Origin of the sequence: Actinokineospora spheciospongiae (genome assembly GCF_000564855.1) — a bacterium.
GTDB classification, from domain to species: domain Bacteria; phylum Actinomycetota; class Actinomycetes; order Mycobacteriales; family Pseudonocardiaceae; genus Actinokineospora; species Actinokineospora spheciospongiae.
Genome location: NZ_AYXG01000043.1, coordinates 121,345 through 147,433, shown reverse-complemented (window position 1 = coordinate 147,433; position 26,089 = coordinate 121,345). Strand labels below are relative to the sequence as shown.

General features: G+C 68.7%; 21 protein-coding genes. 2 read left to right on the top strand and 19 right to left on the bottom strand.

The genetic code is table 11. The features are described from left to right. Positions 1-5 precede the first annotated feature (5 nt). The 9 genes from rplW to UO65_RS05970 all read right to left on the bottom strand — a co-directional run bounded on the left by rplW (position 6) and on the right by UO65_RS05970 (position 7,933). The gene (gene rplW / locus UO65_RS06010; RefSeq protein ID WP_035279520.1) at positions 6-305 is read right to left on the bottom strand and encodes a 50S ribosomal protein L23; all 300 of its coding nucleotides are present in this window, start codon (positions 303-305) and stop codon (positions 6-8) included. Beyond that, positions 302-988, bottom strand: a complete 687-nt coding sequence (gene rplD / locus UO65_RS06005) for a 50S ribosomal protein L4 (protein ID WP_035279519.1) — start codon at positions 986-988, stop codon at positions 302-304. Before rplD ends, rplW begins: the two co-directional genes overlap by 4 nt. After that, entirely contained in the window at positions 988-1,638 is a 651-nt protein-coding gene (gene rplC, locus UO65_RS06000; protein WP_035279518.1) for a 50S ribosomal protein L3, read from the bottom strand. Before rplC ends, rplD begins: the two co-directional genes overlap by 1 nt. A gap of 24 nt (positions 1,639-1,662) precedes the next feature. Then, the gene (gene rpsJ / locus UO65_RS05995) at positions 1,663-1,968 is read right to left on the bottom strand and encodes a 30S ribosomal protein S10 (protein WP_003938093.1); all 306 of its coding nucleotides are present in this window, start codon (positions 1,966-1,968) and stop codon (positions 1,663-1,665) included. A 355-nt stretch (positions 1,969-2,323) separates the two neighbouring features. Beyond that, positions 2,324-3,517, bottom strand: coding sequence for an elongation factor Tu (gene tuf, locus UO65_RS05990; RefSeq protein WP_035279517.1), 1,194 nt, complete (start codon positions 3,515-3,517; stop codon positions 2,324-2,326). Between the two features lie 178 nt (positions 3,518-3,695). Beyond that, positions 3,696-5,795 carry an elongation factor G gene (gene fusA, locus UO65_RS05985; protein WP_035279515.1) on the bottom strand — a complete coding sequence of 700 codons (2,100 nt, stop codon included), beginning with the start codon at positions 5,793-5,795 and terminating at the stop codon, positions 3,696-3,698. A 73-nt stretch (positions 5,796-5,868) separates the two neighbouring features. Then, the gene (gene rpsG, locus UO65_RS05980) at positions 5,869-6,339 is read right to left on the bottom strand and encodes a 30S ribosomal protein S7 (protein ID WP_035279513.1); all 471 of its coding nucleotides are present in this window, start codon (positions 6,337-6,339) and stop codon (positions 5,869-5,871) included. Position 6,340: 1 nt separating this feature from the next. Further along, the gene (gene rpsL / locus UO65_RS05975) at positions 6,341-6,715 is read right to left on the bottom strand and encodes a 30S ribosomal protein S12 (RefSeq protein WP_018682837.1); all 375 of its coding nucleotides are present in this window, start codon (positions 6,713-6,715) and stop codon (positions 6,341-6,343) included. Positions 6,716-7,198: 483 nt separating this feature from the next. Continuing rightward, positions 7,199-7,933 (bottom strand): D-Ala-D-Ala carboxypeptidase family metallohydrolase, encoded by a 735-nt coding sequence (locus UO65_RS05970; RefSeq protein WP_035279510.1) that lies wholly within the window; start codon positions 7,931-7,933, stop codon positions 7,199-7,201. Between the two features lie 424 nt (positions 7,934-8,357). On the opposite strand from UO65_RS05970, the gene UO65_RS05965 reads away from it, so the two are divergent. After that, positions 8,358-9,146 carry an MHYT domain-containing protein gene (locus UO65_RS05965; RefSeq protein ID WP_035279507.1) on the top strand — a complete coding sequence of 263 codons (789 nt, stop codon included), beginning with the start codon at positions 8,358-8,360 and terminating at the stop codon, positions 9,144-9,146. 60 nt (positions 9,147-9,206) lie between these two features. On the opposite strand, the gene UO65_RS33065 is transcribed toward UO65_RS05965, so the two are convergent. Continuing rightward, positions 9,207-9,992 carry a DUF7687 domain-containing protein gene (locus UO65_RS33065; RefSeq protein ID WP_152551995.1) on the bottom strand — a complete coding sequence of 262 codons (786 nt, stop codon included), beginning with the start codon at positions 9,990-9,992 and terminating at the stop codon, positions 9,207-9,209. A 200-nt stretch (positions 9,993-10,192) separates the two neighbouring features. Here UO65_RS33065 and UO65_RS05955 point away from each other — a divergent pair, with 200 nt between their 5' ends. After that, complete coding sequence (locus UO65_RS05955; protein ID WP_052020785.1) at positions 10,193-11,044, top strand: DNA adenine methylase; 852 nt, start codon at positions 10,193-10,195, stop codon at positions 11,042-11,044. A gap of 203 nt (positions 11,045-11,247) precedes the next feature. Here the strand turns inward: UO65_RS05955 and UO65_RS05950 are convergent, their stop codons facing one another. From UO65_RS05950 to UO65_RS05910, 9 genes are all read right to left on the bottom strand, one after another. Continuing rightward, positions 11,248-11,502, bottom strand: coding sequence for a hypothetical protein (locus tag UO65_RS05950; RefSeq protein WP_035279504.1), 255 nt, complete (start codon positions 11,500-11,502; stop codon positions 11,248-11,250). A 102-nt stretch (positions 11,503-11,604) separates the two neighbouring features. Then, positions 11,605-15,504, bottom strand: coding sequence for a DNA-directed RNA polymerase subunit beta' (locus UO65_RS05945; protein WP_035279501.1), 3,900 nt, complete (start codon positions 15,502-15,504; stop codon positions 11,605-11,607). A gap of 103 nt (positions 15,505-15,607) precedes the next feature. Further along, on the bottom strand, positions 15,608-19,111 hold the full coding sequence (rpoB, locus tag UO65_RS05940) for a DNA-directed RNA polymerase subunit beta (RefSeq protein ID WP_035279498.1): 3,504 nt from the start codon (positions 19,109-19,111) through the stop codon (positions 15,608-15,610). 331 nt (positions 19,112-19,442) lie between these two features. Beyond that, positions 19,443-20,606, bottom strand: a complete 1,164-nt coding sequence (locus UO65_RS05935) for a hypothetical protein (protein ID WP_152551994.1) — start codon at positions 20,604-20,606, stop codon at positions 19,443-19,445. A 27-nt stretch (positions 20,607-20,633) separates the two neighbouring features. Then, positions 20,634-21,335: a hypothetical protein gene (locus tag UO65_RS05930; protein ID WP_084175344.1), complete on the bottom strand. Its 702-nt coding sequence runs from the start codon at positions 21,333-21,335 to the stop codon at positions 20,634-20,636. Positions 21,336-21,395: 60 nt separating this feature from the next. Then, positions 21,396-22,661 carry an MCE family protein gene (locus UO65_RS05925; protein WP_035279495.1) on the bottom strand — a complete coding sequence of 422 codons (1,266 nt, stop codon included), beginning with the start codon at positions 22,659-22,661 and terminating at the stop codon, positions 21,396-21,398. Then, a complete protein-coding gene (locus UO65_RS05920) occupies positions 22,661-23,902 on the bottom strand; it encodes an MCE family protein (protein ID WP_052020784.1) in 1,242 nt (413 codons plus the stop codon). The genes UO65_RS05925 and UO65_RS05920 overlap by 1 nt, the downstream gene beginning before the upstream one ends. Next, positions 23,902-25,098 carry an MCE family protein gene (locus tag UO65_RS05915; RefSeq protein WP_035279492.1) on the bottom strand — a complete coding sequence of 399 codons (1,197 nt, stop codon included), beginning with the start codon at positions 25,096-25,098 and terminating at the stop codon, positions 23,902-23,904. Before UO65_RS05915 ends, UO65_RS05920 begins: the two co-directional genes overlap by 1 nt. After that, the gene (locus UO65_RS05910) at positions 25,095-26,087 is read right to left on the bottom strand and encodes an MCE family protein (RefSeq protein WP_035279489.1); all 993 of its coding nucleotides are present in this window, start codon (positions 26,085-26,087) and stop codon (positions 25,095-25,097) included. The genes UO65_RS05915 and UO65_RS05910 overlap by 4 nt, the downstream gene beginning before the upstream one ends. Positions 26,088-26,089: the final 2 nt, after the last annotated feature.

The following is a 26,089-nucleotide window of genomic DNA, read 5'->3' as shown; positions in this document are numbered from 1 at the left end:
GTCCCTTACGCGGCCGGGCCGCCGAAGATCTCGATCGGCTTGCTCTCGGCGGACAGCGTCACGATCGCTCGCTTGGTGTCCTTGCGCTTGCCGTACCCGGTGCGGGTGCGCTTGCGCTTGCCGTTGCGGTTGAGCGTGTTCACGCTCACCACCTTGACGCCGAACACCTTCTCGACCGCGATCTTGATCTGGGTCTTGTTGGCGTCCGGGGACACCAGGAAGGTGTACTTGTTCTCCTCGAGCAGCCCGTAGGACTTCTCGGAGATCACCGGCGCGAGAAGGATGTCTCGGTGGTCGGGGATCACTTGTCCTCCTCGGACTGCTCGGCCTCGGCCGACGTGGCCTTCGCCCTGGCGCCGCCCTGGCTGGGGCGGGTGAGGAAGGCGTCGAGCGCGGCCTTGGTGAACACGACGTCGTCGTTGACGAGGACGTCGTAGGTGTTCAACTGGTCCGGCGCGATCACGTGCACGTTGGGCAGGTTGCGCACCGACACCCAGGCGACGTCCTCGGAGCGGGTGAGCACGACGAGCAGGCGCTTGGCGTCGGACACCGAGGCCAGCAGCGTGCGCGCGGTCTTGGTCGACGGGGTGTCCCCCTCGACCAGGCCGGACACGACGTGCACCTGGCCCGCGCGGGCCCGGTCCGAGAGCGCACCGCGCAGCGCGGCGGCCTTCATCTTCTTGGGGGTCCGCTGCACGTAGTCGCGCGGCTGGGGACCGTGCACGACGCCACCGCCGACGAACTGCGGCGCGCGGGTCGAGCCCTGCCGGGCGCGGCCGGTGCCCTTCTGGCGGTAGGGCTTGCGACCACCGCCGGACACCTCGCCCCTGGTCTTGGTGGAGTGCGTGCCCTGCCGGGCGGCGGCCATCTGCGCGACGACGACCTGGTGCATCAGCGGCACGTTGGCCTGCACGTCGAAGATCTCGTCGGGCAGCTCGGCCGTGCCGTCGGTCGTGCCCGCGGGGGTCTTGATGTCAACGCTGGTCATCAGGCACCGCCCTTCGCGGCCGTGCGGAGGAACACCAGGCCGCCCTTGGGGCCGGGAACGGCGCCCTTGAGCAGGATCAGGCCGGACTCGGCGTCGACCCGGTGGACCTTGAGGTTCTGCGTGGTCACCTTCACGTGGCCCATGCGACCGGCCATGCGCAGGCCCTTGAAGACCCGGCCGGGGGTGGCGCAGCCGCCGATGGAACCCGGCGAGCGGTGCTTGCGCTGGGTGCCGTGCGAAGCGCTGAGGCCCTTGAAGCCGTGGCGCTTCATGACACCGGCGGTGCCCTTGCCCTTGGTGGTGCCGGTGGCGTCGATGACCTGACCGGCCTCGAACACCTCGGCGGTGATCTCCTGGCCGACCTCGTAGCCGCCCGCGTCGCTGGTGCGCAGCTCCGCGAGGACGCGGCGCGGGGTCACGCCCGCCTTGGCGAAGTGGCCGGACTCCGGCTTGTTGACCTTGCGCGGGTCGATGGCACCGAAGGCGAGCTGGACCGCGACGTAACCGTCGGACTCCTGGCTGCGAACCTGGGTGACCACGTTGGGACCCGCCTTGACGACGGTCACCGGGACGATCCGGTTGTTCTCGTCGAAGACCTGGGTCATCCCGAGCTTGGTGCCCAGGATTCCCTTCATCTGCCTGTCAGACATGGCTCTTTACTCTCCGCCGCGCGCTTACTGGATGTTGACGTCGACGCTGGCCGGGAGGTCGATGCGCATCAGCGCGTCGACCGTCTTCGGCGTCGGGTCGAGGATGTCGATCAGACGCTTGTGCGTCCGCATCTCGAAGTGCTCGCGCGAGTCCTTGTACTTGTGCGGCGAGCGGATGACGCAGTACACGTTCTTCTCAGTGGGCAGCGGCACTGGCCCCACGACCCGGGCGCCGGTGCGCGTCACCGTCTCCACGATCTTGCGCGCGGACGCGTCGATCGCCTCGTGGTCGTAGGCCTTGAGCCGAATGCGGATCTTCTGTCCCGCCATGGTGGCTTGCCGTTCCTCTTCTCGTTGCGATCCCGGCGGTCCGTGGAGGACCGGTGCCGCGCCGCTTCCCTGTTCATAGTGTGTGGACCCACCGGCTCCCGGTCCACGAGGTCGGGCGTGTCGCGCCCGATCCGCACACCGGTCCCTTGGACGAACTTCGCTTCCTCGGGCTAACCGTGCATCGTGTCTATCGGCGGAACCCTGTGCTTGGGGACCAGGATTCCGACTTCTCGCGCGGGGCGGCCGGTGGTACGACCCGGCCGCCCCCGCAACGAGCAACCCATCAAGGATGCCACACCGCGGCGCGGCAAACAAAACCGGGGGGTCGGAGTCGCCTCCGACCCCCCGGGGGGCACTACTTGTTGATCTTGGTGACCCGGCCCGCACCGACGGTGCGGCCACCCTCGCGGATGGCGAAGCGGAGACCCTCGTCCATCGCGATGGGCTGGATGAGGTTCACCGACATGCTGGTGGAGTCACCCGGCATGACCATCTCGGTGCCCTCGGGGAGGGTCACCACGCCGGTCACGTCGGTCGTCCGGAAGTAGAACTGCGGACGGTAGTTGTTGAAGAACGGGGTGTGCCGACCGCCCTCGTCCTTGCTCAGGATGACGACCTGGGCCTCGAACTCGGTGTGCGGGGTGGTGGTGCCCGGCTTCACGATGACCTGGCCGCGCTCGATGTCCTCGCGCTTGATGCCGCGGAGCAGGAGGCCGACGTTGTCGCCCGCCTGGCCCTGGTCGAGCAGCTTGCGGAACATCTCGACACCGGTGACGGTGGTCTTCTGCGCCTTCTCGCGGATGCCGACGATCTCGACTTCCTCGTTGACGTTGACGATGCCGCGCTCGATGCGGCCGGTGGCCACGGTGCCGCGACCGGTGATGGTGAAGACGTCCTCGACCGGCATGAGGAACGGCTTGTCCGTCTCGCGCTCCGGCTGCGGGATGTTCTCGTCCACCGCGTCCATCAGCTCGATGAGGCGGGCGCCCCACTCGGCGTCGCCCTCGAGGGCCTTGAGCGCCGAGACGCGCACGACCGGGAGGTCGTCGCCGGGGAAGTCCTGCGCGGACAGCAGCTCGCGCACCTCGAGCTCGACGAGCTCCAGGATCTCCTCGTCGTCCACCATGTCGGCCTTGTTCAGGGCCACCACGATGTAGGGGACGCCGACCTGGCGGGCCAGCAGCACGTGCTCGCGGGTCTGCGGCATCGGGCCGTCGGTGGCCGCCACGACCAGGATGGCGCCGTCCATCTGGGCCGCACCGGTGATCATGTTCTTCACGTAGTCGGCGTGCCCGGGGCAGTCGACGTGCGCGTAGTGGCGGTTCTCGGTCTGGTACTCGATGTGCGCGATCGAGATGGTGATACCGCGCTGCTTCTCCTCCGGCGCCTTGTCGATCTCGTCGAACGGCGTGAAGGGGTTCAGGTCGGGGTACTTGTCGTGCAGGACCTTCGAGATGGCCGCGGTCAGCGTGGTCTTGCCATGGTCGATGTGACCAATGGTGCCGATGTTGACGTGCGGCTTGGTCCGCTCGAACTTGGCCTTCGCCACTGGACTGTCCTCCTGGACTGGATTTGCTTTCTTCCGCTGCGGGGACGGACGTTATCCGGCCGGCCTCGGAAGCGGCTCATTAGGGTCTGTGCGGACCAGGGGGAACCCCCCGGAGTACCGCACTAAAGTGCGGTGCTCCGGGGAGCAACCCCGCAAACTCGGGGGAGTGAGCGCACGCTCACTCGCCGGTGGCCTTGGCGATGATCTCCCGCGCCACGCTGGCCGGGACCTCGGCGTAGGAGTCGAAGACCATCGAGTAGTTGGCGCGGCCCTGGGTCTTCGACCGCAGGTCGCCCACGTACCCGAACATCTCCGACAGCGGGACCAGGGCCTTCACGATCCGGGCACCGCTGCGCTCCTCCATGGCCTGGATCTGGCCGCGGCGGGAGTTGAGGTCGCCGATGACCTCGCCCATGTAGTCCTCGGGCGTGGTGACCTCGACGGCCATCAGGGGCTCCAGGATGACCGGACCCGCCTTGCGGGCGGCTTCCTTCATCGCCATGGAACCCGCGACCTTGAACGCCATCTCGGACGAGTCGACCTCGTGGTACGCACCGTCGAGCAGGGTCAGCTTCAGGCCCACCAGCGGGTAGCCCGCCAGCACGCCGTACTGCATGGCGTCCTGCGCACCGGCGTCGACCGAGGGGATGTACTCCCTGGGCACGCGGCCACCGGTGACCTTGTTGTCGAACTCGTAGAGCGCGCCGTCCGTGGTGGCCAGCGGCTCCAGCTTGATGACGACCTTCGCGAACTGGCCCGACCCACCGGTCTGCTTCTTGTGGGTGTAGTCCAGCTTCTCGACCGTCTTGCGGATGGTCTCGCGGTAGGCCACCTGCGGCTTGCCGATGTTGGCCTCGACCTTGAACTCGCGCCGCATGCGGTCGACGAGGATGTCGAGGTGCAGCTCGCCCATGCCCGCGATGATCGTCTGGCCGGTCTCCTGGTCCAGGTTGACCTTGAAGGTGGGGTCCTCCTCGGCCAGCTTCTGGATCGCGGTGCCCAGCTTCTCCTGGTCCGCCTTCGTCTTCGGCTCGATGGCCACCTGGATCACGGGGTCCGGGAAGGTCATCGACTCGAGCACGATCGGGTTCGCCGGGTCGCACAGGGTGTCGCCGGTCGTGGTGTCCTTCAGCCCGATCACGGCGTAGATGTGACCGGCGCTGGCGGTGTCGACCGGGTTCTCCTTGTTGGCGTGCATCTGGAAGAGCTTCCCGATGCGCTCCTTGCGGTCCTTGGTCGAGTTGATGACCTGCGAACCGGAGGCGAGCTTGCCCGAGTACACCCGGACGTAGGTCAGCTTGCCGAAGAACGGGTGCACGGCGATCTTGAACGCCAGGGCCGAGAACGGCTCCTCGGTGTTCGGCGCGCGGGTCGCCTTGGTCTCGCCGTCGAGCAGCGTGCCCTCGACCGGCGGGACGTCCAGCGGCGCGGGCAGGTAGTCGATCACGGCGTCGAGCATGGGCTGCACGCCCTTGTTCTTGAACGCCGAGCCGCACAGCACCGGGTAGGCGAGCCGACCGGTGACGATCGCGCGGATACCGGTCTTGATCTCCTCGACGGTCAGTTCCTCGCCACCGAGGTACTTCTCCATCAGCGCGTCGTCGGTCTCGGCCACGGCCTCGATGAGCGCCTCGCGGTACTCGGCGGCCTTGTCGGCCAGGTCCGCGGGGATCTCCTCGACGGCGTAGTCCTCGCCCTTCTGGACCTCGCCGCGCCAGGTGAGCGCGCGCATCTCGACCAGGTCGACGACGCCGATGAAGTCGCTCTCGGAGCCGATCGGGAGCTGGATCGGCAGCGGCTTGGCACCGAGGCGCTCGGAGATGGTGCGCACGGTGAAGTAGAAGTCCGCGCCCAGCTTGTCCATCTTGTTGACGAAGCAGATGCGCGGGACGTCGTACTTGGTGGCCTGGCGCCAGACCTGCTCGGACTGGGGCTCGACACCCTCCTTGCCGTCGAAGACCGCGACGGCGCCGTCCAGCACGCGCAGCGAGCGCTCCACCTCGACGGTGAAGTCGACGTGCCCGGGGGTGTCGATGATGTTGATCTGGTGGTTCTTCCAGAAGCAGGTGGTGGCAGCCGAGGTGATCGTGATGCCCCGCTCCTGCTCCTGCTCCATCCAGTCCATGACCGCGGCGCCGTCGTGCACCTCGCCGATCTTGTAGCTGATCCCCGTGTAGAAGAGGATTCGCTCGGTCGTCGTGGTCTTGCCCGCGTCGATGTGGGCCATGATCCCGATGTTGCGGACCTTGGCCAGGTCGGTCAGCACGTCGAGTGCCACGGGTGTGTTCCCCTGTCCTTGATGCAGAGCTACGGCGCCGCTGGGGCCCCGACCGGGTGGCCGAGGCCGGTTCTCACCAGCGGTAGTGGGCGAAGGCCTTGTTGGACTCGGCCATCTTGTGCGTGTCCTCGCGGCGCTTGACGCTGGCGCCAAGGCCGTTCGAGGCGTCGAGCAGTTCGTTCTGCAGGCGCTCGATCATGGTCTTCTCGCGGCGGGCCTGGGAGAAGGACACCAGCCAGCGCAGCGCGAGGGTGGTCGAGCGACCCGGCTTGACCTCGATCGGCACCTGGTAGGTGGCGCCACCGACGCGGCGGGACTTCACCTCGATGGTGGGCTTCACGTTGTCCAGCGCGCGCTTGAGCGTCACCACGGGGTCGGTGCCGGTCTTCTCCCGGGCACCTTCCATCGCCCCGTAGACGATGCGCTCGGCGACCGAGCGCTTGCCGTCCTTGAGGACCTTGTTGATGAGCTGGGTGACCAGCGGCGAGGCGTACACCGGGTCGGAGATAAGCGGCCGCTTAGGGGCCGGTCCCTTGCGGGGCATGTCAGCTCTTCTCCTTCTTCGCGCCGTAGTGGCTGCGCGCCTGCTTGCGGTTCTTCACGCCCTGCGTGTCCAGCGAACCCCGGATGATCTTGTAGCGCACGCCCGGGAGGTCCTTCACACGGCCACCGCGGACGAGCACCATGGAGTGCTCCTGCAGGTTGTGACCCTCACCGGGGATGTACGCCGTGACCTCGATGCCGCTGGTCAGCTTCACGCGAGCGACCTTGCGGAGCGCGGAGTTCGGCTTCTTCGGGGTGGTGGTGTACACGCGGGTGCACACGCCACGCCGCTGCGGGCTCCCCTTGAGAGCCGCAGTCTTCTGCTTGGCGACCTTGTCCTGGCGGCCCTTGCGGACCAGCTGCTGGATCGTGGGCATAGACCGGCTTTCTCTGTTCACTCTCGGCACCCCTGCCGGGCGCCGAAGGCACTGTGTACTTGCGGTTCCTGCTGCTCCGCCCGCCCCCCGAGGTCGGGCGTGTCGCCCGGCCCCGAAGCGCCCGCGGGGTATCACACCATCCCTGCGGGGTTCGGGAGGAACTCCGGCGTGACTGGCAGGAGTCCGATCCCCGACGGTGTGGTTGACACCGGCAGATCACCGACCGCGCGGCACAGGCACACGGACCGACCCGACATGGGTCGGGCACGAGTAGCAAAGATACCCCGACCGTGGACGCGGGGTCAAAACGGGGTGCACTACACCCCGCGGCAACCCCGGGGCGTGCACCGTACAGGGGCGAAACCTGTGGCGTTCACCACAGGGCGCCGCCGGGGTGTCCCCGGCGGCGCCCGTCGAGCAGGTGTTCGAACCCGATCGCACCCGACCGTCCACAGGGAACGCGGGCGCGTGGTGGAACCGTTGTCAGATGCCGCAACTCGGCGCGGACCAGAGCCGCCCGGACCGGTTCGCCAGGTGGGCGTGGTCGTTGTGGTCGGGGTAGCCCGGGCCGAGGATCTCGCTGAACCCGTGGTTGCGCGCCTGCTGCGCCAGCTTGCAGAAGCCGATGCCCCCGGCGCCGAGGTCCGCCGCGTCGCCGTAGAGGTGCCTGCTGCCCGCCGCTCCCCCGACGGCGCTGTTGCAGGCGTAGCTGCGGAAGCCGCCGTTGACGGTGATCGGCCGGTCCCCCAGGGCGTGCCGCATCGCCTGGAGCTTCCACATCGTGACGAGCGCGTTGGCCTTCGCCGTCGCGGCCGAGACCGCCCCGCCGGACCAGGTCGAGTTGCAGCGGTTCAGCTCGGCGTAGGAGAAGTTGACCGGGGTGCAGTCGGAGTCCTCCAGGGAGGACAGCTTGGCGAAGGTCGCCGGACCCGCGACGCCGTCGGCGCCGAGCCCGTAGGCCTGCTGGAACCGGGTCACCGCGGCCTTGGTGCCCGCGCCGAACTGGCCGTCGATGGCCAGCACCGCGCCGTAGCCCGGGTAACCGGACACGCGGATCTGCAGTTGGCGCACGTCCTCCCCGGAGGCACCCTGCGACAGGGAGCGCCCGAAGCCGTAGCAACTCGCCGCCGAGGCCGGGGCGGCGCTGACGGTGAGCACGGAGAGGACGGCGGCGGCGATCAGGGGGACGACGGCTAGGAGCCTGGCCAGTCGCTTCACGGGGCACCTCCGGGTGGGTGAGTGACACCGGAAGCGTGACGCGGCGGTGAAGTGGCGGTCAACGAATCACAGACCGAATAGGGGCTCGGTGGAGGCCACCCCTGCCGTGGCCGTGCGATGGCGGAGCGGGCCGAACAGGCGGTGGCACAGGAGTCCGGCCCACCTGGATTTCCAGTGCCGGTGTTCGACATTTCGGACCGACAACCGCCGTGTGCCGAATGCCCCGACACCACCCGGCGCAGTCGGTGAGTTTATTTCGCCCACATGAACCACACCCGGACATTCGGAAGTCATCGCAGGTCAGCGCCTCGCCGCTACCATGATCTCAATGTGAAACAAGTCACAAAGCAACTATTGGCACGTACACACTAAAGCGTGTTCTGCTCCCCGCTATTCATCCCTCCGCGCCTATCGGGGATCGCCCATGGACCACGTGCACCACTTCTCCGCGGGACCGTTCACACCCACCGTCGCCTACGTCCTCTCCGTGGTCGGCTGCTCGCTCGGGCTGCTGAGCATGCAGCGGGCGCGGAACCACCGCGGGTGGCAGAAGGTCTCCTGGCTGGTGCTGGGCGCGGTGTCCATCGGCGGCACCGGGATCTGGGTGATGCACTTCGTGGCGATGCTCGGCTTCGCCGTGGACGGCACCGACATCCGCTACGACCTGGTGCGGACGCTGGTCAGCATGGTGGTGGCGGCGGGGATCGTGCTGCTGGGCCTGGCGGCGGTCAGCTACCGCGAGGTCGGCCGCGTCCGCCTGGTCGGCGCGGGCACCATCACCGGCCTCGGCGTGGCGTCGATGCACTACGTGGGCATCTCGGCGATGCACCTGCGCGGAACGGTCACCTACAACGGCTGGCTGGTGGCGCTGTCGCTGCTGATCGCGGTGGCGGCGGCCACGGCGGCGCTGTGGGCGGCGCTCAACATCCGCGGCGTCCCCGCCACCGCCGGAGCGGCCCTGGTGATGGGCCTGGCGGTCAGCGGCATGCACTACGTGGGCATGGCCGCCATGTCCGTGGAGGTGGACCCGACCACCCCCGCCTCCCTGCCCGGGGTGGGCTCGTACGCGTTCTTCGCTCCCCTGGCCATGATCATCGGCCTGGTCACGGCAGCGTCCCTGCTGACGGTGGCGATCTCCTCCAGCGAGCAGGAGATCGAAGAGGAACTGTGGGTGCAGAGCCAGCTCACCGGCCTGGCGGGCACCCGCGGCTGAGCGCTGCGAACCCAGGTCGCTCGGCGCACTCGCAACGCGAGCTTCCCGAAGGTGATTTCCTCATTGCCGTCGTCCGGCGTGGGGGTGATGCGCACTGCGCGGGACATGCTGAGCGCACAGGCTTTCCATGATCCTCGGCCAGTCGGTGAGCACATCCCTGCCGACGACCAACTCGTCGATGAGTCCGCAGTAGAGCAGGTCGACTGCCCGCCGCAGGTCCGACTGACGCGCCGTCCACTGGTCGCGCCCGTCAAGGATGACATGGTGCTCGACGTGAACGCCGTACTTGTCCTCGAACGCCCGCAGTTCGATACCGACGAGTTGACACTCGTAGATGGCATCGGACATCTTGCTGCCACCACTGGTCTTGCCCCAGTACTCCTTGATCTCCCACAACGCCTTCGGATTGGCGAGACCGGGAAATGCTCCGTCAAGGCGGCGGGGGCTCACCCAGAGGTGATCATCGGCGATCACGGTGGCGCGCTGTTGCGGATTGACGTTCACCGTCCTCCCGTACTGCCCGCAGACCTGGTTCGTCATCGCTTCAACGGTGGCGACGAGCACTTTGGCCGACTGGTGGTGACCAGTCATCTTCGTGCCATAGGTGAGTGCTTCGACACCGAAGAGCCTGCTCAGGTCCATCTTGGCCTCGTCTTCCGTGCGCATGCGAGCCAGCAGGTCGCTCGCCAACTCCGCCCGGAGGTGGAGGTATTCGACCAGCGGCTCCACCAGGTGTTCACGGCCACGGATGTAGGCGTCGAGTCCTGGCGATTTCTGCCCACCCAGGGCTTGTCGGGACGAGAGGATGTCTTCCCTTGAAGGGATTTTCCTCTTGTACACATCCACCAAGATCCGAACGACATGCCAGAACGGATCGTCCCATGACGGGGATGCAAAGTGGTCGGATCGTCGCAATTGGTCCCTCCCGGTGAACCGAAGTGATCGAAGAATTGCCCTGGGGCGCACGCCGCGCATCGGCGATCTCAACGACGTCGAACAGGCTCGCGTTTCGTTCTCCGCACATGACATGGGTTAGGATCTCGCCCATGGCGTCGATACGTCCACAGACGACGAGCAGCACCCGCGGTGAAGGTCGCTCGTTCCTCAAGTGGGCAGGCGGCAAAAGCCGGTACGCAGACCAGTTGATCAAGGCGGCTCCGGCCTACGACGGCTGCTACTGGGAGCCCTTCATGGGCAGCGCCGCCGTGTTCTTCGAGGGCAAGCCCACCAAGGCTGTGCTTTCCGACGCCAATCCGGACCTTGTCGTCTGCTTTTGCGCTGTCGCTCGCGACCCGGAAGCGGTCATGGCCCAGCTCGACACCATGCCGAACACGCGCGAGTACTTCGAGGTAATTCGACGTCAAGACGTCGAAAATCTTTCGGAAATACAGTGCGCCGCGCGTGTCATCTATCTGAACAAGACATCTTTCCGCGGCTTGTGGCGAGTCAACAAAAAAGGTCAGTACAACGTTCCGTACGGGAACTATGATCGACCGTACTACAATCGGGACACGCTCCTCCTCGCGTCGCGCGCATTGAACGGGGTTGAGGTGCGGCACGGCGACTTCGCGGAGTCGCTGAAAAAGGCGTCGGCTGGTGATTGGATTTACCTCGATCCACCGTACATCCCGGAAGGCGGGTTCTCCGACTTCAAGAGGTACACCTCCGGGCAATTTCACGAAGCTGACCACCAGCGTTTGGCCGAGGCGATGTGGGATGCTGATCGACGTGGAATTTTCCTGATGCTGACAAATAGCGACACAGACACGACCCGGACCATCTTCAAGGGTTTCAACGTGCGGCGGATGGCCACTCGGCGTGACATCAACCTCCAGTCAGCGAAGCGCGGGAGCTGGGATCTCGTTTTCACCAACTACGAGCCGAAGACCGAGCCCTGAACTCTGTTCTGAGCCGCTGCCCGCTCATCGCGGTGAAGGCCCCCGGGCGCCCTGAGGTGTCCGGGGGCCTTCACCGCGGTGACCACCACTCGGTCAGCGGTGGTCGCGGCCGAATCGGTACGGACACGGGCAGCAGCGCGCCACAGGGCCTGCGGCGACCGGCACGTGCTGGGCGAGCACGTGCGGGCGACCACCCTCGGGGATCAGCCGCGCATGTGGTGCTGGGCCGCGCTCTGGATCTCCTGGCGGAGCTGTTCCAGGGATGAGCCGACGTCGTTGAGGAGGCCCTGGGATCGGGAGATGGCGTTCTGGATGCTGTTCGCGCTGCTGGTGTCGCCGAGGATGCCCGCGACCTGGGCCTGGACGTTGACGAGTTCGTTCAACAGTCCCTGGACGTGCGCGGTGGGCAGTTGCTCGGCCAAGCCGAGGAGCTGCTGGGCCTGGTCTTGGATGGTCATTCTCCTGGTGCTCCTGTCCGGCGATCGGTGGGTGTGGCACGAGGGAAGGCCCCGGACACCTCGAGGGTGTCCGGGGCCTTCGCCGTGGGAACTGCTACTCGGTCAGCGGTAGTCGCGGCCGAAGTCGTAGTCGTCGAGCGGGACAGCCGCGCCGGTGCCGGTGCCGAAGACGTCGGGGGTGTAGTACCCGTCGTCGTAGCTGGGGATGGCGTAGGCGGCCACTCGGGCCTCCTCGGTGGGCTGGACCTGGATGTTGCGGTACTTGTTGATGCCGGTACCGGCCGGGATCAGCTTTCCGATGATCACGTTCTCCTTGAGGCCGACGAGCTTGTCCGAGCGGCCGTTGATGGCGGCGTCGGTCAGCACGCGGGTCGTCTCCTGGAAGGAGGCGGCCGAGAGCCAGGAGTCGGTGGCCAGGGAGGCCTTGGTGATGCCCATCAGGACCGGGCGGCCGGAGGCGGGCTCGCCGCCGGAGGCCACCACGCGGCGGTTCTCGGACTCGAACTGGGCCCGCTCGATGAGCGCGCCCGGCAGGAACTCCGCGGCACCGCTGTCGAGGATCGTGACCCGGCGCAGCATCTGCCGGACGATGACCTCGATGTGCTTGTCGTGGATGGACACGCCCTGCGCCCGGTACACCTTCTGGACCTCGTCCACCAGGTGCAGCTGGGCCTCGCGGGGACCCATGACCCGCAGCACCTCGTGCGGGTCCCTGGTGCCCTCCAGGAGCTGCTGGCCGACCTTCACGTGGTCACCGTCGGACAGCGGGCCGTCCGGGGTGGCCGCCAAGCGCTGGCGCTTCGACAGCTTCTCGAAGATGATCTCCTCGCTGCCGTCGTCCGGCGTGAGGGTGATCTTCCAGAAGCGGTCGCCGTCCTCGATCCGCACGCGGCCGTCGACGTCGGCGATGGGCGCCTTGCCCTTCGGGACGCGGGCCTCGAACAGCTCCTGGACGCGCGGCAGACCCGTGGTGATGTCGTCGTTGACGACACCGCCCTGCTGGAAGGTGCGCATGGTCAACTGGGTGCCGGGCTCACCGATCGACTGGGCGGCGACGATGCCGACGGCCTCGCCGATGTCGACCAACTGGCCGGTGGCCATCGAGCGGCCGTAGCAGGTGGCGCAGACGCCGACCGCGGCCTCGCAGGTCAGCACCGAGCGCACCTTGACCTGGGTGACGCCGGAGCCGATCAGCTTCTCGATCGCCGGGTCGCCGAGGTCGTCGGCGCGGTTGAGCAGCACGTTGCCCTCGGCGTCGGTGACGTCGTCGGACACGCAGCGCGCGTAGACCGAGGTCTCCACGTGCTGGTCGCGCAGGACCTTGCCGTCCGCACCGGCCTCGCCCAGCGGCATGATGATGCCCCGGGTGGTGCCGCAGTCGACCTCGCGGACGATGACGTCCTGCGACACGTCCACCAGGCGCCGGGTCAGGTAACCCGAGTCGGCGGTGCGCAGCGCGGTGTCGGCGAGGCCCTTGCGGGCACCGTGCGTGGCGATGAAGTACTCGACCACGGACAGGCCCTCGCGGAAGTTCGCCTTGATCGGCCGGGGGATGAACTCACCGCGCGGGTTGGTCACCAGGCCGTTCATGCCCGCGAGCTGCCGGATCTGGGTCATGTTGCCCGCCGCGCCCGACTTGACGATCGTCGGGATCGGGTTGTCGTCCGGGAAGTTCTCCTCCATGGCCTTGGCGACGTCCTCGGTCGCGTTCGACCACACCTTGACCAGCTCGTTGTTCCGCTCGGTCGAGGAGAGCTGGCCGCGCTGGTAGCGCTTCTCGACGATGTCGGCCTTCTTCTCGTACTCGTCGAGGATGCCCTTCTTGGCGGGCGGCACGATGACGTCCGAGATGGCGATGGTGACACCCGAGCGGGTCGCCCAGTAGAAGCCCGCGTCCTTGAGCTTGTCCAGCGTCCGCGCCACGGTGACCATCGGGTACCGCTCGGCGAGGTCGTTGACGATCGCGGCCTGCCGCTTCTTCGGCATCGGCTCGTTCATGAACGGGTAGTCCGCGGGCAGCAGCTCGTTGAACAGCACCCGGCCCAGGGTGGTGCTCGCCAGCCACGGCTGACCCGGTGCCCAGTCCTCGGGCGCCATGCCCGGGCCCGGGTTGCGGTCGCTGATGCGGATCTTCACCGCGGACTGCAGGCCGATCACGCCGCGGTCGAAGGCCATGATGGCCTCGGCCGGGGACGAGAACGCCAGGCCCTCGCCGACGCCACCCTCCTTGGGGCGGGTCAGGTGGTAGATGCCGGTCACCATGTCCAGGCGGGGCATCGCCAGCGGGCGACCCGACGCCGGGGACAGGATGTTGTTCGACGACAGCATCAGGATGCGGGCCTCGGCCTGCGCCTCGGCCGACAGCGGCAGGTGGACCGCCATCTGGTCACCGTCGAAGTCCGCGTTGAACGCCTCGCAGACCAGCGGGTGGAGCTGGATGGCCTTGCCCTCGACGAGCTGCGGCTCGAACGCCTGGATGCCGAGGCGGTGCAGGGTGGGCGCGCGGTTGAGCATCACCGGGTGCTCGGTGATGACCTCCTCCAGCACGTCCCACACGGCCGGGCGGGCGCGCTCGACCATGCGCTTGGCCGACTTGATGTTCTGCGCGTGGTTGAGGTCGACCAGCCGCTTCATCACGAACGGCTTGAACAGCTCCAGCGCCATCGCCTTGGGCAGGCCGCACTGGTGCAGCTTGAGCTGCGGGCCGACCACGATGACCGAACGGCCGGAGTAGTCGACGCGCTTGCCGAGCAGGTTCTGGCGGAACCGGCCCTGCTTGCCCTTGAGCAGGTCGGACAGCGACTTGAGCGGGCGGTTGCCCGGCCCGGTCACCGGGCGACCGCGGCGGCCGTTGTCGAACAGCGCGTCGACGGCCTCCTGCAGCATCCGCTTCTCGTTGTTGACGATGATCTCGGGCGCGCCGAGGTCGATCAGCCGCTTGAGGCGGTTGTTGCGGTTGATGACCCGGCGGTACAGGTCGTTGAGGTCCGAGGTGGCGAAGCGGCCACCGTCGAGCTGCACCATCGGGCGCAGGTCCGGCGGGATGACCGGGACGCAGTCGAGGACCATGCCCATCGGCGAGTTGCGGGTCGCCTGGAACGCCGCGACGACCTTGAGCCGCTTGAGCGCGCGGAGCTTCTTCTGCCCCTTGCCGTTGCGGATGGTGTCGCGGAGGTTGACCGCCTCGGCGTCGACGTCGAAGTCGCGGGCCAGGGTCTGGATGGCCTCGGCGCCCATCGAGCCGGTGAAGTAGTCGCCGTAGCGGTCGACCAGCTCGCGGTAGAGCATCTCGTCGGCGATGAGCTGCTTGATGTCGAGCTTGGTGAAGGTCGTCCAGATCTCGTCGAGCCGGTCCAGCTCGCGCTGGGCGCGGTCGCGGAGCTGGCGCATCTCCCGCTCGCCGCCCTCCTTGACCTTGCGGCGGACGTCGGACTTGGCGCCCTCGGCCTCGAGCTGGGCCAGGTCGGCCTCGAGCTTCTGCGCGCGGGCCTCGATGTCGGCGTCGCGCTTGTTCTCGACCTGCTTGCGCTCGACGCCCATCTCGGAGTCGAGGGTCGGCAGGTCGTTGTGGCGCAGCTCGGTGTTCACCGTGGTGATCACGTACGCGGCGAAGTAGATGATCTTCTCGAGATCCTTCGGCGCGAGGTCGAGCAGGTAGCCCAGGCGGCTGGGGACACCCTTGAAGTACCAGATGTGGGTGACCGGCGCGGCCAGCTCGATGTGGCCCATCCGCTCGCGGCGCACCTTGGCGCGGGTGACCTCGACGCCGCAGCGCTCGCAGATGATGCCCTTGAAGCGCACGCGCTTGTACTTGCCGCAGTAGCACTCCCAGTCCCGGGTGGGACCGAAGATCTTCTCGCAGAAGAGCCCGTCCTTCTCCGGCTTGAGCGTGCGGTAGTTGATCGTTTCCGGCTTCTTCACCTCGCCGAAGGACCACTGGCGGATGTCGTCGGCGGTGGCGAGGCCAATGCGGAGCTCATCGAAGAAGTTGACGTCCAGCACGTCTGTTCTTCTCCCCTTCTTGGTTACAGCACGTAAATGGGGGGATCAGTGCCTGACCCGCCGGGGAGGGGTTTCCGGTCCCTCCCCGGCGGTGACGGCTAGATCAATTGACGACGTCGTCCACCGACGGCGACTCGTTGCGCGAGAGGTTGATGCCCAGGTTCGCGGCGGCGCGCTCCAGGTCCTCGTCGTCCCCGTCGCGCATCTCGATCGCGGCACCGTCGCTGGAGAGGACCTCCACGTTCAGGCACAGCGACTGGAGCTCCTTGAGGAGCACCTTGAACGACTCCGGGATGCCCGGCTCGGGGATGTTCTCGCCCTTGACGATCGCCTCGTAGACCTTGACCCGGCCCAGGACGTCGTCGGACTTGATGGTGAGCAGCTCCTGCAGGGTGTACGCGGCGCCGTAGGCCTGCATCGCCCAGCACTCCATCTCACCGAAGCGCTGGCCACCGAACTGGGCCTTGCCGCCGAGCGGCTGCTGGGTGATCATCGAGTACGGGCCGGTCGAGCGGGCGTGGATCTTGTCGTCGACCAGGTGCAGCAGCTTGAGGATGTACATGTAGCCGACCGAGACCGGGTACGGGTACGGCTCGCCGCTGCGGCCGTCGAAGAGCTGCGCCTTGCCGTCCTCCTTGACCATCCGCTCGCCGTCGCGGTTGGGGCGGGTCGAGGCGAGCAGGCCGGTCAGCTCGTTCTCCCGGACGCCGTCGAACACCGGGGTGGCGGTGTTCGTGCCCGGGGCGACGTCGCGCAGGTCCTCCGGCATCAGGGCCGCCCACTCGGGGTCGCCCTCCACCTTCCAGCCCTGCTTGGCGATCCACCCGAGGTGGCTCTCCAGGATCTGGCCGATGTTCATCCGCCGCGGGACACCGTGGGTGTTCAGCACGACGTCGACCGGGGTGCCGTCGGCGAGGAACGGCATGTCCTCGACGGGGAGGATCTTGCCGATGACGCCCTTGTTGCCGTGGCGGCCCGCGAGCTTGTCGCCGTCCTGGATCTTGCGCTTCTGGGCCACGTAGACGCGGACCAGCTCGTTGACGCCGGGGGGCAGCTCGTCCTCGTCCTCGCGGGAGAACACCCGGATGCCGATGACCTTGCCGGTCTCGCCGTGCGGGACCTTGAGCGAGGTGTCGCGGACCTCGCGCGCCTTCTCGCCGAAGATCGCGCGGAGCAGCCGCTCCTCCGGGGTCAGCTCGGTCTCGCCCTTGGGGGTGACCTTGCCGACCAGGATGTCGCCCGCGCCGACCTCGGCACCGATGCGGATGATGCCGCGCTCGTCGAGGTCGGCCAAGACCTCCTCGGAGACGTTCGGGATGTCCCGGGTGATCTCCTCGGCGCCGAGCTTGGTGTCGCGCGCGTCGATCTCGTGCTCGTCGATGTGGATCGAGGTGAGCACGTCGTCCTGCACGAGGCGCTGCGACAGGATGATCGCGTCCTCGTAGTTGTGGCCCTCCCACGGCATGATCGCCACGAGCAGGTTCTTGCCCAGCGCCGTCTCGCCGTTCTCGGTGCACGGGCCGTCGGCGATGACCTGACCGGCCTCGACGCGGTCGCCCTCGGAGACGATCGGCTTCTGGTTGATGCAGGTGCCCTGGTTGGACCGGCGGAACTTGTGCATCCCGTAGGTCTGGCGGGTGCCGTCGTCGGCCATCACCGTGATGAAGTCCGCGGACAGCTCCTCGATGACCCCGGTCTTCCCGGCGACGACCAGGTCGCCGCCGTCGACCGCGGCGCGCAGCTCCATGCCGGTGCCGACCAGCGGGGACTCGCTGCGCAGCAGCGGCACCGCCTGGCGCTGCATGTTGGCGCCCATGAGCGCGCGGTTCGCGGCGTCGTGCTCCAGGAACGGGATCATCGCCGTGGCGACGGAGACCATCTGCCGGGGCGAGACGTCCATGTAGTCGACGTCGAAGGGCTCGATGAACTCGACGTCGCCGCCCTTCTTGCGGACCAGGACGCGGTCCTCGGCGAAGTGGTTCTGCTCGTCGAGCGAGGCGTTGGCCTGCGCGATGACGTGCCGGTCCTCCTCGTCCGCGGTCAGGTAGTCGATCTGGTCGGTGACCTGGCCCTCGACGACCTTGCGGTACGGCGTCTCGATGAAGCCGAACGGGTTGACCCGCGCGTAGCACGACAGCGAGCCGATCAGGCCGATGTTCGGGCCCTCGGGCGTCTCGATCGGGCACATGCGGCCGTAGTGGCTGTGGTGGACGTCGCGGACCTCCATGCCCGCGCGCTCACGCGAGAGGCCACCCGGGCCCAGCGCGGACAGGCGGCGCTTGTGGGTCAGGCCGTCGACCGGGTTGGTCTGCTGCATGAACTGCGAGAGCTGCGAGGTGCCGAAGAACTCCTTGATCGCGGCCACCACCGGGCGGATGTTGATCAGGGTCTGCGGCGTGATCGCCTCGACGTCCTGGGTGGTCATCCGCTCGCGGACCACGCGCTCCATGCGGGAGAGGCCGACCCGGATCTGGTTCTGGATCAGCTCGCCGACGGTGCGCAGGCGGCGGTTGCCGAAGTGGTCGATGTCGTCGACCTCGACCGGGATGGTGACCGCGTTCTCGCCCTGGCCGACCGTCATCTCGGTGTCACCGGCGTGCAGGCGGACCAGGTACTCGATCGTGGTGACGATGTCGTCCTCGGTCAGCACGCCGGTCTTCGTCGGCAGCGACAGGCCCAGCTTCTTGTTGACCTTGTACCGGCCGACCTTGGCCAGGTCGTAGCGCTTGTCCTTGAAGAACAGGTTCTCCAGCAGGGTCTGCGCCGACTCCTTCGTCGGCGGCTCGCCGGGGCGCAGCTTGCGGTAGATGTCGAGCAGGGCCTCGTCGGTGCCCGCGGTGTGGTCCTTGTCGAGGGTGGCGATGAGCGTCTCGGAGAAGGAGAAACGCTCGCGGATCGCCTCGGTCGACCAGCCCAGCGCCTTGAGCAGCACGGTGACCGGCTGGCGGCGCTTGCGGTCGATGCGCACCCCGACGGTGTCGCGCTTGTCGACGTCGAACTCCAGCCACGCGCCGCGGCTGGGGATGACCTTGACCGAGAAGACGTCCTTGTCGGTCGTCTTGTCGATGTTGGTGTCGAAGTAGACACCCGGGGACCGGACGAGCTGGGAGACCACGACACGCTCGGTGCCGTTGATGATGAAGGTGCCCTTGTCGGTCATGACCGGGAAGTCACCCATGAACACCGTCTGGCTCTTGATCTCGCCGGTGGTGTTGTTGGTGAACTCGGCCGTGACGAACAGCGGCGCCGCGTATGTCATGTCCTTGTCCTTGCACTCCTCGACGGAGGCCTTGACCTCGTCGAAGCGCGGGTCGGAGAAGGACAGGGACATCGAACCGGAGAAGTCCTCGATCGGGGAGAGCTCGTTGAGGACCTCTTCGAGGCCACCGGTGGGGGTCTCCTCACCGGCGTCGACGCGGCGCTGGAACCACGCCTCGTTGCCGGTGAACCACTCGAACGACTGAATCTGCAGATCCAGCAGGTTGGGCGTGACCAGGGGCTCGCGGATCTTCGAGAAGGAGACCCGAAGAGGGGCGCCCGGAATACCCGGGTTCGACGCAGTGGAGTTGGTCGCAGCAGTGGCCTTGGTCGCGCGGGAGATCGCCAAGATGCGTCCTTCCAGGACTATGAGCGGTTGGCAGCCGCGTTAGCAACAGTCAACGCGGCTGTCAAGGGTGCCGTGGTGCCCAACATCCTAGCTCTTGGCAAAGGGCGTGCGGAAAGTGGGCAGCGCAAAGGGGCAGTCTAGCCACTAGATGGGCGACTGTCGAGGCCCGCTGTGCAATCGGTGCTCCCACTCGTTCCGTGCTGGGTAACAGCCTGACCCCGAGCGGTCGCTGAGTCAAGGTGCCACGCCAACCAGACCACTTTTGCAGCAGTGTGCGATCACTCACCGATTACGGTGTGACCTGGGGAAACACGCACCGCACCCGGACGGCTCAGCAGTTGGCCGTGCTCTGCCCGCCGGGCAGCGGCTGGTTGAGCATGTCGAAGGCAGTGATCTTCCAGACATCGCCCTCGGACCGGGCGCGGACGGCGAACTGGGCCCCGCTGGCGACGGTCTGGCCCTCCGCGCCCGCCGTGGCGGCGGCGCGGGTGGTGGTCTGATCGACGAAGACCAGCGCCTCGGCCTCGGACCCGCGCAGCGACACCACGCCGATGTCGCGCACCTTGGTCGACAGGACGAGCTTCTCCTGCGGGGCCAGCTCGCGGATCTTGCCGTAGAGGGCGTTGTAGTCGCAGACCGCGCGGTCGGTCAGGGTCTCCTGGACGGCCTTGGCGGTGGCGTCGAGGTCGGCGAAGTTGTAGGACAGCGTGCGCTCGATGGCGGACTTGAGCTTGTTCTTGAGCTCCTCGGTGGCCCGCACGTCGGTGACCGCGCTGTTGTCGGCGTCCGCGCCCGCGGTCAGCGAGTCGGACTTGCCCTTGAACCACAGCGCCAGACCGGCCAGGACCAGGGCGACGACGGCCAGCACGATGGCGGCGTTCATCCCGGACCGGGCGGCGGTGGTCCGGGACGGCTTGCGCGGCTTGCGGGCCGCGGCGGCGGGCCGCTCGCGGGTGTCCTCGCGCCGGTCGCCCACCAGGGAACTCTCGGCCTTGCGCTTGCCCGCGGGCCTGCGGCCGGGCGTGGGGCGGTCGGCGGTCGCCGGGGCGGCCTTCGCCTTCGGCCCGGTCGCGGCGGTCTTCGCCGCCTGCTCGGCGGTGGTGCTCGTGGCGACCTCGGCGGCTCCGGTGCCCGTGCGCGACCCGGCGGTGGTGCCCGGCTCGGCGGTGCCCGGCTCGGTGGTGCGGGACTCGGTGGTGCGGGACTCGGTGGTGCGGGACTCGGTGGTGTCGTCGGCCGGGGTCTCGGCGGCCGGGGCACCGAGCACGCCGCCGGTCACCGCGGAGGCGGGTTCGGCGGCCTCGTCGACGTCGGTCGCCCGGTCGGCGGGGTGCGGGCCGGTCTCGGCGGCCGGGGTCGACGCCGTGAGGTCCGCGGGGTCGACCAGCGGGCTCTCGGCGGCCTCGTCGGCGGGGGTGGCGGGCCTGCGCAGACCGGCCACCCTGGGGCGGCGGGCGGGCGGGGTCGCCGGGCGGCGGCGCGGAGGCGTGGGCACTGCGGGTCCTCTCGACGGGCTCTCGGCTCAGCTTGCGGGGGTGAACGGCACCGTGTCGATCCCGGTGAGCTTCCAGCCGGTGTCGGTGCGCAGCAGGGTGCTCTGCAGGCGCAGGTAGTCGGTGGTGGTCTCGCCGCCCTCCGGGATCGTCTCCCGGACCAGCGCGGTCATCACCTGGGCGGTGCCGTCGCGGTCGTTGAGCTGGGTCACCGCGGACTTGAGGACCTTGGCGGTGGTGCTCTTCTTGGTCGACTCGATGGTGGACTTGCTCGTGGCGCGCCCGTTGCGGATGTTGTCGTGCAGCTCGCCGGTGGAGGCGGCCTCCCAGCGGTCCAGGCCCTCGTCGACCCTGCGGTGGTCCAGGGTGTTGAAGGTGACCACCGCGGCGTCGGCGACCCGGGACACCTCGTCGCGGGTGCGGTCGAGCGCCAGGTCCTCGTCGCCCGCGGCGCGGGCCCAGGAAATGCCGAACCAGGCCGCGAAGACCAGCGCGACGGCGGCCAGCGCGCCCGCGCCGAGCAGGACCGGGTTGGGGCCGCGCCGCGCGGGTCCGTCCGCCGTGGACGCGGTGGCGCCGGTTCGCTCGGACTCGGCCCGCTCGTCGTCGTCGTCCTCGGGAACCAGGTCTGGGGAAAGCGCGGGCGGCTCCTCGCGGGTGCCGTCGCCGTCGGCGATCTCCGCGTCCGCGATCTCGGCGCCGGGGTCGTCGCGCTCGTCCTTACTGGTCATGGCGCTCCAGGGTAGAGGGTGGCCGGTCAGGTCCGCGTTTGACTCCCCGGTGGCAAACCTTCAGCCGCCCAGGCCGAGCAGGCCCGCGAGCGAGGGCGGGCTGGGACTGCCCGGCTGACCCACGGTGCCCGGCAGGTTCGCCGCCGCCATCGCCGCCAGTTGCTCCCGCGACCGGTCCTGGTTGGCCGCGATGTCCCCCGGGCTCGGCGTGGTCGGGCTGCCGCCGAACGGGGCGTTCTGCGAGCCGCGCACGTTGATCGGGCTGCCCAGCGGTTCGGCGCAGTAGGCGGCGGTGTTCTCCGCGATCGGCGCCGCGTCGGTGCCCGCGCGCCTGGTCGTGCCCTCGTAGCCCTTGGTGCACGGCGGCGGGTCGAACAGGTTGAGCGCCAGGCCCAGGTGGGCGGTGCCGTCGCCGGGGGCGACCGTCTTCGGGCCGACCGCCAGCACCGGGTAGACCACCAGCGCCAGCTCGATCCCGTCGACCCGGGCGCGGAGGATGTCCGAGGTGGTCAGCAGGTTCGCGGTGAGCACGCCCAGGCCCTGCCCGGACTCGCGCAGCAGGTTGACCACCGAGTCGGCGGCGGCCGGGGTGTTGGCGATCAGCGTGCGCAGGGCCGGGTCGGACGCCTTGAGCTGCGCGGTCACCTCGGCCAGGTCCGCGGCGAAGGACTTGATGTTGCCGGAGTTCGCCGCCTGGGTGTCCAGGACGGTGTTGCCGTCCTGGATCAGCTTGATCGTCTCCGGCAGGTTCTCCTTGGCCGCCCTGGTGAACTCGCTCGCCGTGTCGAGCAGGACCTGCAGGTCGGGGCCGGTGCCGGTGAACGCCTTGTCCAGCTCGTCGACGACGGTGCGCAGCGAGTCGGTGGGGACCGAGCGCGCCAGGCCGTCCAGGTCGCGGATGACGGTGTCGGTGCTGACCGGGGTCTTGGTCCGGTCGGCGGGGATCAGCGACCCCTCCCGCAGCACCTCGCCGCCGTCGTGGCGCGGGCGCAGGTCGACGAACTGCTCGCCGACCGCGGACCGGTTGGCCACCAGGGCGTCGAGGTCGGCGGGGATGTCCGGGGCGGACGGCTCGATGTCGAGGTCGACCTCCATGCCCCCGGGGGTCAGCCGGATCTCCCCCACCCGGCCCACGTTCACGCCGCGGTAGGTGACCTCGGCGTTGGTGAAGATGCCGCCGGACTCGACCAGTTCCATCCGCACCCGGTAGCCCTCGGAGCCGAAGGCGCGGCCGAGGTCGGTGAACCGGAACAGGGCGTAGACCACCGCCACGACCGCGATGACCGCGAACGCGATGAGCTGCCTGCGGACCGTCGTGGTGAGCATCAGGCACCGCCTCCGAGCAGGGAGTCGAGCAGGCCGGGCAGGCCGGTCCGCGCGGGGGTGGGCGGCGCGCCCGCCGCGGGCGGGGCGGTGGGGGTGCCGAGGCCGGGCAGTGGGGGCAGCGGCAGCAGGGGCGGCGCCGGGGTGCCGGGGGTGGCGCCGGTCCCGGCGGGCGGGGCGGGAGTGCCGCCGATGCCGGGGATGAGGCTGTCGAGCGGGTTCTGCCGGGACCGGCCGAGGTTGTCCAGGACGTTCGACAGGTTCAGGTCGATGTCGGCGTAGATGTTGAAGTAGTCGCCCTTGACGCCCGCGACCGCCGCGTCGGTGAACGGGAAGGTGATCAGCAGCTCCAGCGACTTGGGCAGGTCGTTGCCCGCCTCGCCCAGCTTGAGCAGCGTCGGGGTGAGCGCCTTGAGGTCGGCGACCAGGTCGGCCTGGCTGCGGTTGACCGTGTCGACCGCCACCCCGGAGAGCGAGTCGAGGCTCTGCAGCATGGTCACAAGCTGCTCGCGCTGGTCGGTGAGGACCTTCAGGCCGGGGCCGATGCCGTCGATCACGCCGACGATCCGGTCGCGCTGGCCGTTGAGGGTCATCGCCAGGCGGTTGATGCCGTCGATGGCCCTGGTGATGTCGGCCTTGCCCGCGTCGAGGGTGGTGACCGCGCTGTTGACGTTGTCCAGCAGCGCGCGGATGTCGGTCTCGCGGCCCTCGGTGGCCTTGTTCAGCTCCCGGGTGATGTCGCGCAGTTGCTCGACGCCGCCGCCGTTGAGCAGCAGCGACAGCGCGCCCAGGACCTCTTCGACCTCGGTGTTGCGGTTGGTGCGGCCGACCGGGATGACCGCCCCGTCGGCGAGCCTGCCCTCCGCCGCGGTGCCGGTGGGGGGCGCGGCCAGTTCCACGTACTTCTCGCCGAGCAGGCTGGACTGGCGCAGCTTGGCCGAGGCGTTGGCGGGCAGGTCGACGTCGCCGCGGACCAGCAGGGTCACCTCGGCGGTCCAGCCGTCGGCGGCGAAGCCGACCGAGTCGACCCGGCCGACGGCGACCTCGTCGACCTTGACCGCGGACTGCGGGACCAGGTCGAGCACGTCGCGGAACTCGACCTTCACCGTGTACGGGTGGTCGCCGAGGTCGGCGCCGCCGGGCAGCGGCAGGTCGTAGACGCCGGTGAACCCGCACCCGGAGGCGGTGAGCACGACCGCGCCCACCGCGGCGGCCACCCTGGTGGCGACTGCCCTGGCGCCCATCACTGGCCTCCCGTGGTGCCGAAGACCTGGCCCGCGAGCGGCAGCGGCAGCGACGGCAGCCGCCCGCTCTGCAGGTCGGAGATGATCTGCGCGGGCGTGGGCAGCGGCACCAGGCCCTGCACGATCGGGGCGAGCTGGTCGCAGGCGTCGGCCAGCGTGGTGGGCAGCCCGGTGGGGGTGCCCTGCCGGACCAGCTTGCACAGGGTGACGATCACCGGCTGGGTCAGCTCGTTGATGTTGGCCCTGGCGTCGAGGGTGCCGGACGCGGCGTTGTAGGTGTTGTAGACGTTGCCCAGCGCCAGCGGGGCGATGTCGAGGGTTTCGGCCAGCGCGGCCCGCTGGTCGGTGAGCACCTGGGTCACCGAGGCCAGCTTGTCCACGTTGGACCGGATGCGGCCGCGGTTGTCGTTGATGAACTGCTGCACCACGCCGAGGGACCGGCCGAGCTGGTCGACCGAGGCGCCGAGGTTGCCCTTCTCGGCCGCCAGGAACTCGCTGACCTGGGCGAGCTGCCTGCTGAACAGGTTCACCTGCTCGTCGCTGCCCGCCAGCGCGGTGGTGAACTTCTGGAGGTTGTCCACGGTGGCGAACAGGTCGGTGGAGTTGCCGGACAGGGTGCTGGAGAGCTGACCGAGCTGCTTGATCGTGTCGTTGAGGGCCTGCCCGTTGCCGCCGAGGTTGGTCGCGGCGGTGGTGAGCAGGTCCGACAACGCGCCGTTCTTGTTGGCCCCGTTCGGGCCGAGGGTTTCGCTGACCCTGGTGAGGCTGGCGTAGAGGTCGTCGACCTCCAGCGGGGTGGAGGTGCGCTCGCGCGGGATGACCGCGCCGGTCGCCATGACCGGGCCCGCGGTGTAGGCGGGGGCGAGCTGGACGTAGCGGTCGGACACCAGCGACGGCGCGACGATGAGCGCCTGCGCCTCGGCGGGCACGTCGACGGTCCGGTCCACCAGCACCTCGACCTCGACCACGTCCCCGCGCGGGGTGATCTTGTCGACGGTGCCGACCTTGACGCCCAGCACCCGCACGTCGTTGTCCTCGTAGAGGCCGACGACGCCGGGGAACACGGCGGTGTAGCGCTTCTCGTTCGGCTCCCGCAGCAGCCACCACAGCGCCGCCGCGACGAGGAGGCCGAGCACGCAGGCGAGGGCGACGGTGCGGGACAGGTCGCGGCCGAACTTGCTGGAGAAGGTGCTCATTTCGGGTCCCCCAGGCAGCCGGAGCTGTTGATCGGGCCGAGCGAGGGCGGCAGCAGGCCGCAGAGGTAGGCGTCGAACCACCGGCCGTTGCCCAGGACGTTGTTGAACTGCCTGGCGAACGGGGCGAACTTCTCGATCCCCTCGGCCAGCGAGGTCTGGTTGCGCTGGAGCATGGCGGTGAGCTGGTCGAGGCCGGTCAGCACCGGGCCGAGCTGGGCCTGGTTGTCGGAGACGAGCCCGGACAGCTCCCGCGACAGCGCCTGGGTGCCGGTGAGCAGCGCGTCGATGGCCTTCTTGCGGGCGTTGACCTCGTCGAGCAGCAGGTTCCCGTCGGTGATCAGCTTGACCACCTGGGCGTCGCGGTCGGCGAGGGTCTGGCTGAACTGCCGGGTGTTGCCGAGCAGCACCGACAGCTCCCGGTCGCGCGAGGAGATCGTCTTCGACAGCGCCTGCAACCCGGTCAGCGCGCCCTTCACGTCGTCCGGGGTGTCGGCGAAGGTCTCGGTGATGACCTCGAAGCTCTGCGCGAGCTGGGTGGTGTTGATCTCGTTGGTGGTCTCGGCCAGCCCGCGGAAGGCCTCCAGCACGTCGTACGGGGCGGTGGTGCGCTCGCGCGGGATGCGGGTGCCCGGGTCGAGCACCTCGGTGCCGTCGGGTTCGAGGGAGAGGAACTTCTGCCCCAGCAGCGTCTTGATCCTGATGTCGGCGCGGGTGCGGTCGCCGATCCAGGCGTCCTTGACCTTGAAGCTGACCACCACCCGGTCGTGGTCGAGGTCGATGTCGGACACCTGGCCGACCTTGATCCCGGCGACCCGGACCTCGTCGTCGGCCTGCAGGCCGGAGGCCTCGCTGAACTCGGCGCTGTAGGTGGTGCCGCCGCCGATGACCGGCAGGTCGTCGGAGTAGATGGCCGCGGTCAGGACCAGGCCGATGGTCAGCAGGCTGACCAGGCCGATCGGGATCGGGTTGCGCTGGCGGAAGGGCTTCATCG

Coding starts and splice junctions, on each gene's coding strand:
- rplD (WP_035279519.1), bottom strand. CDS start 988: ATGACCAGCGTTGACATCAAGACCCCCGCGGGCACGACCGACGGCACG.
- rplC (WP_035279518.1), bottom strand. CDS start 1,638: ATGTCTGACAGGCAGATGAAGGGAATCCTGGGCACCAAGCTCGGGATG.
- rpsJ (WP_003938093.1), bottom strand. CDS start 1,968: ATGGCGGGACAGAAGATCCGCATTCGGCTCAAGGCCTACGACCACGAG.
- rpsG (WP_035279513.1), bottom strand. CDS start 6,339: ATGCCCCGCAAGGGACCGGCCCCTAAGCGGCCGCTTATCTCCGACCCG.
- rpsL (WP_018682837.1), bottom strand. CDS start 6,715: ATGCCCACGATCCAGCAGCTGGTCCGCAAGGGCCGCCAGGACAAGGTC.
- UO65_RS05965 (WP_035279507.1), top strand. CDS start 8,358: ATGGACCACGTGCACCACTTCTCCGCGGGACCGTTCACACCCACCGTC.
- UO65_RS05955 (WP_052020785.1), top strand. CDS start 10,193: ATGGCGTCGATACGTCCACAGACGACGAGCAGCACCCGCGGTGAAGGT.
- UO65_RS05950 (WP_035279504.1), bottom strand. CDS start 11,502: ATGACCATCCAAGACCAGGCCCAGCAGCTCCTCGGCTTGGCCGAGCAA.
- UO65_RS05930 (WP_084175344.1), bottom strand. CDS start 21,335: ATGACCAGTAAGGACGAGCGCGACGACCCCGGCGCCGAGATCGCGGAC.
- UO65_RS05925 (WP_035279495.1), bottom strand. CDS start 22,661: ATGCTCACCACGACGGTCCGCAGGCAGCTCATCGCGTTCGCGGTCATC.
- UO65_RS05920 (WP_052020784.1), bottom strand. CDS start 23,902: ATGGGCGCCAGGGCAGTCGCCACCAGGGTGGCCGCCGCGGTGGGCGCG.
- UO65_RS05915 (WP_035279492.1), bottom strand. CDS start 25,098: ATGAGCACCTTCTCCAGCAAGTTCGGCCGCGACCTGTCCCGCACCGTC.
- UO65_RS05910 (WP_035279489.1), bottom strand. CDS start 26,087: ATGAAGCCCTTCCGCCAGCGCAACCCGATCCCGATCGGCCTGGTCAGC.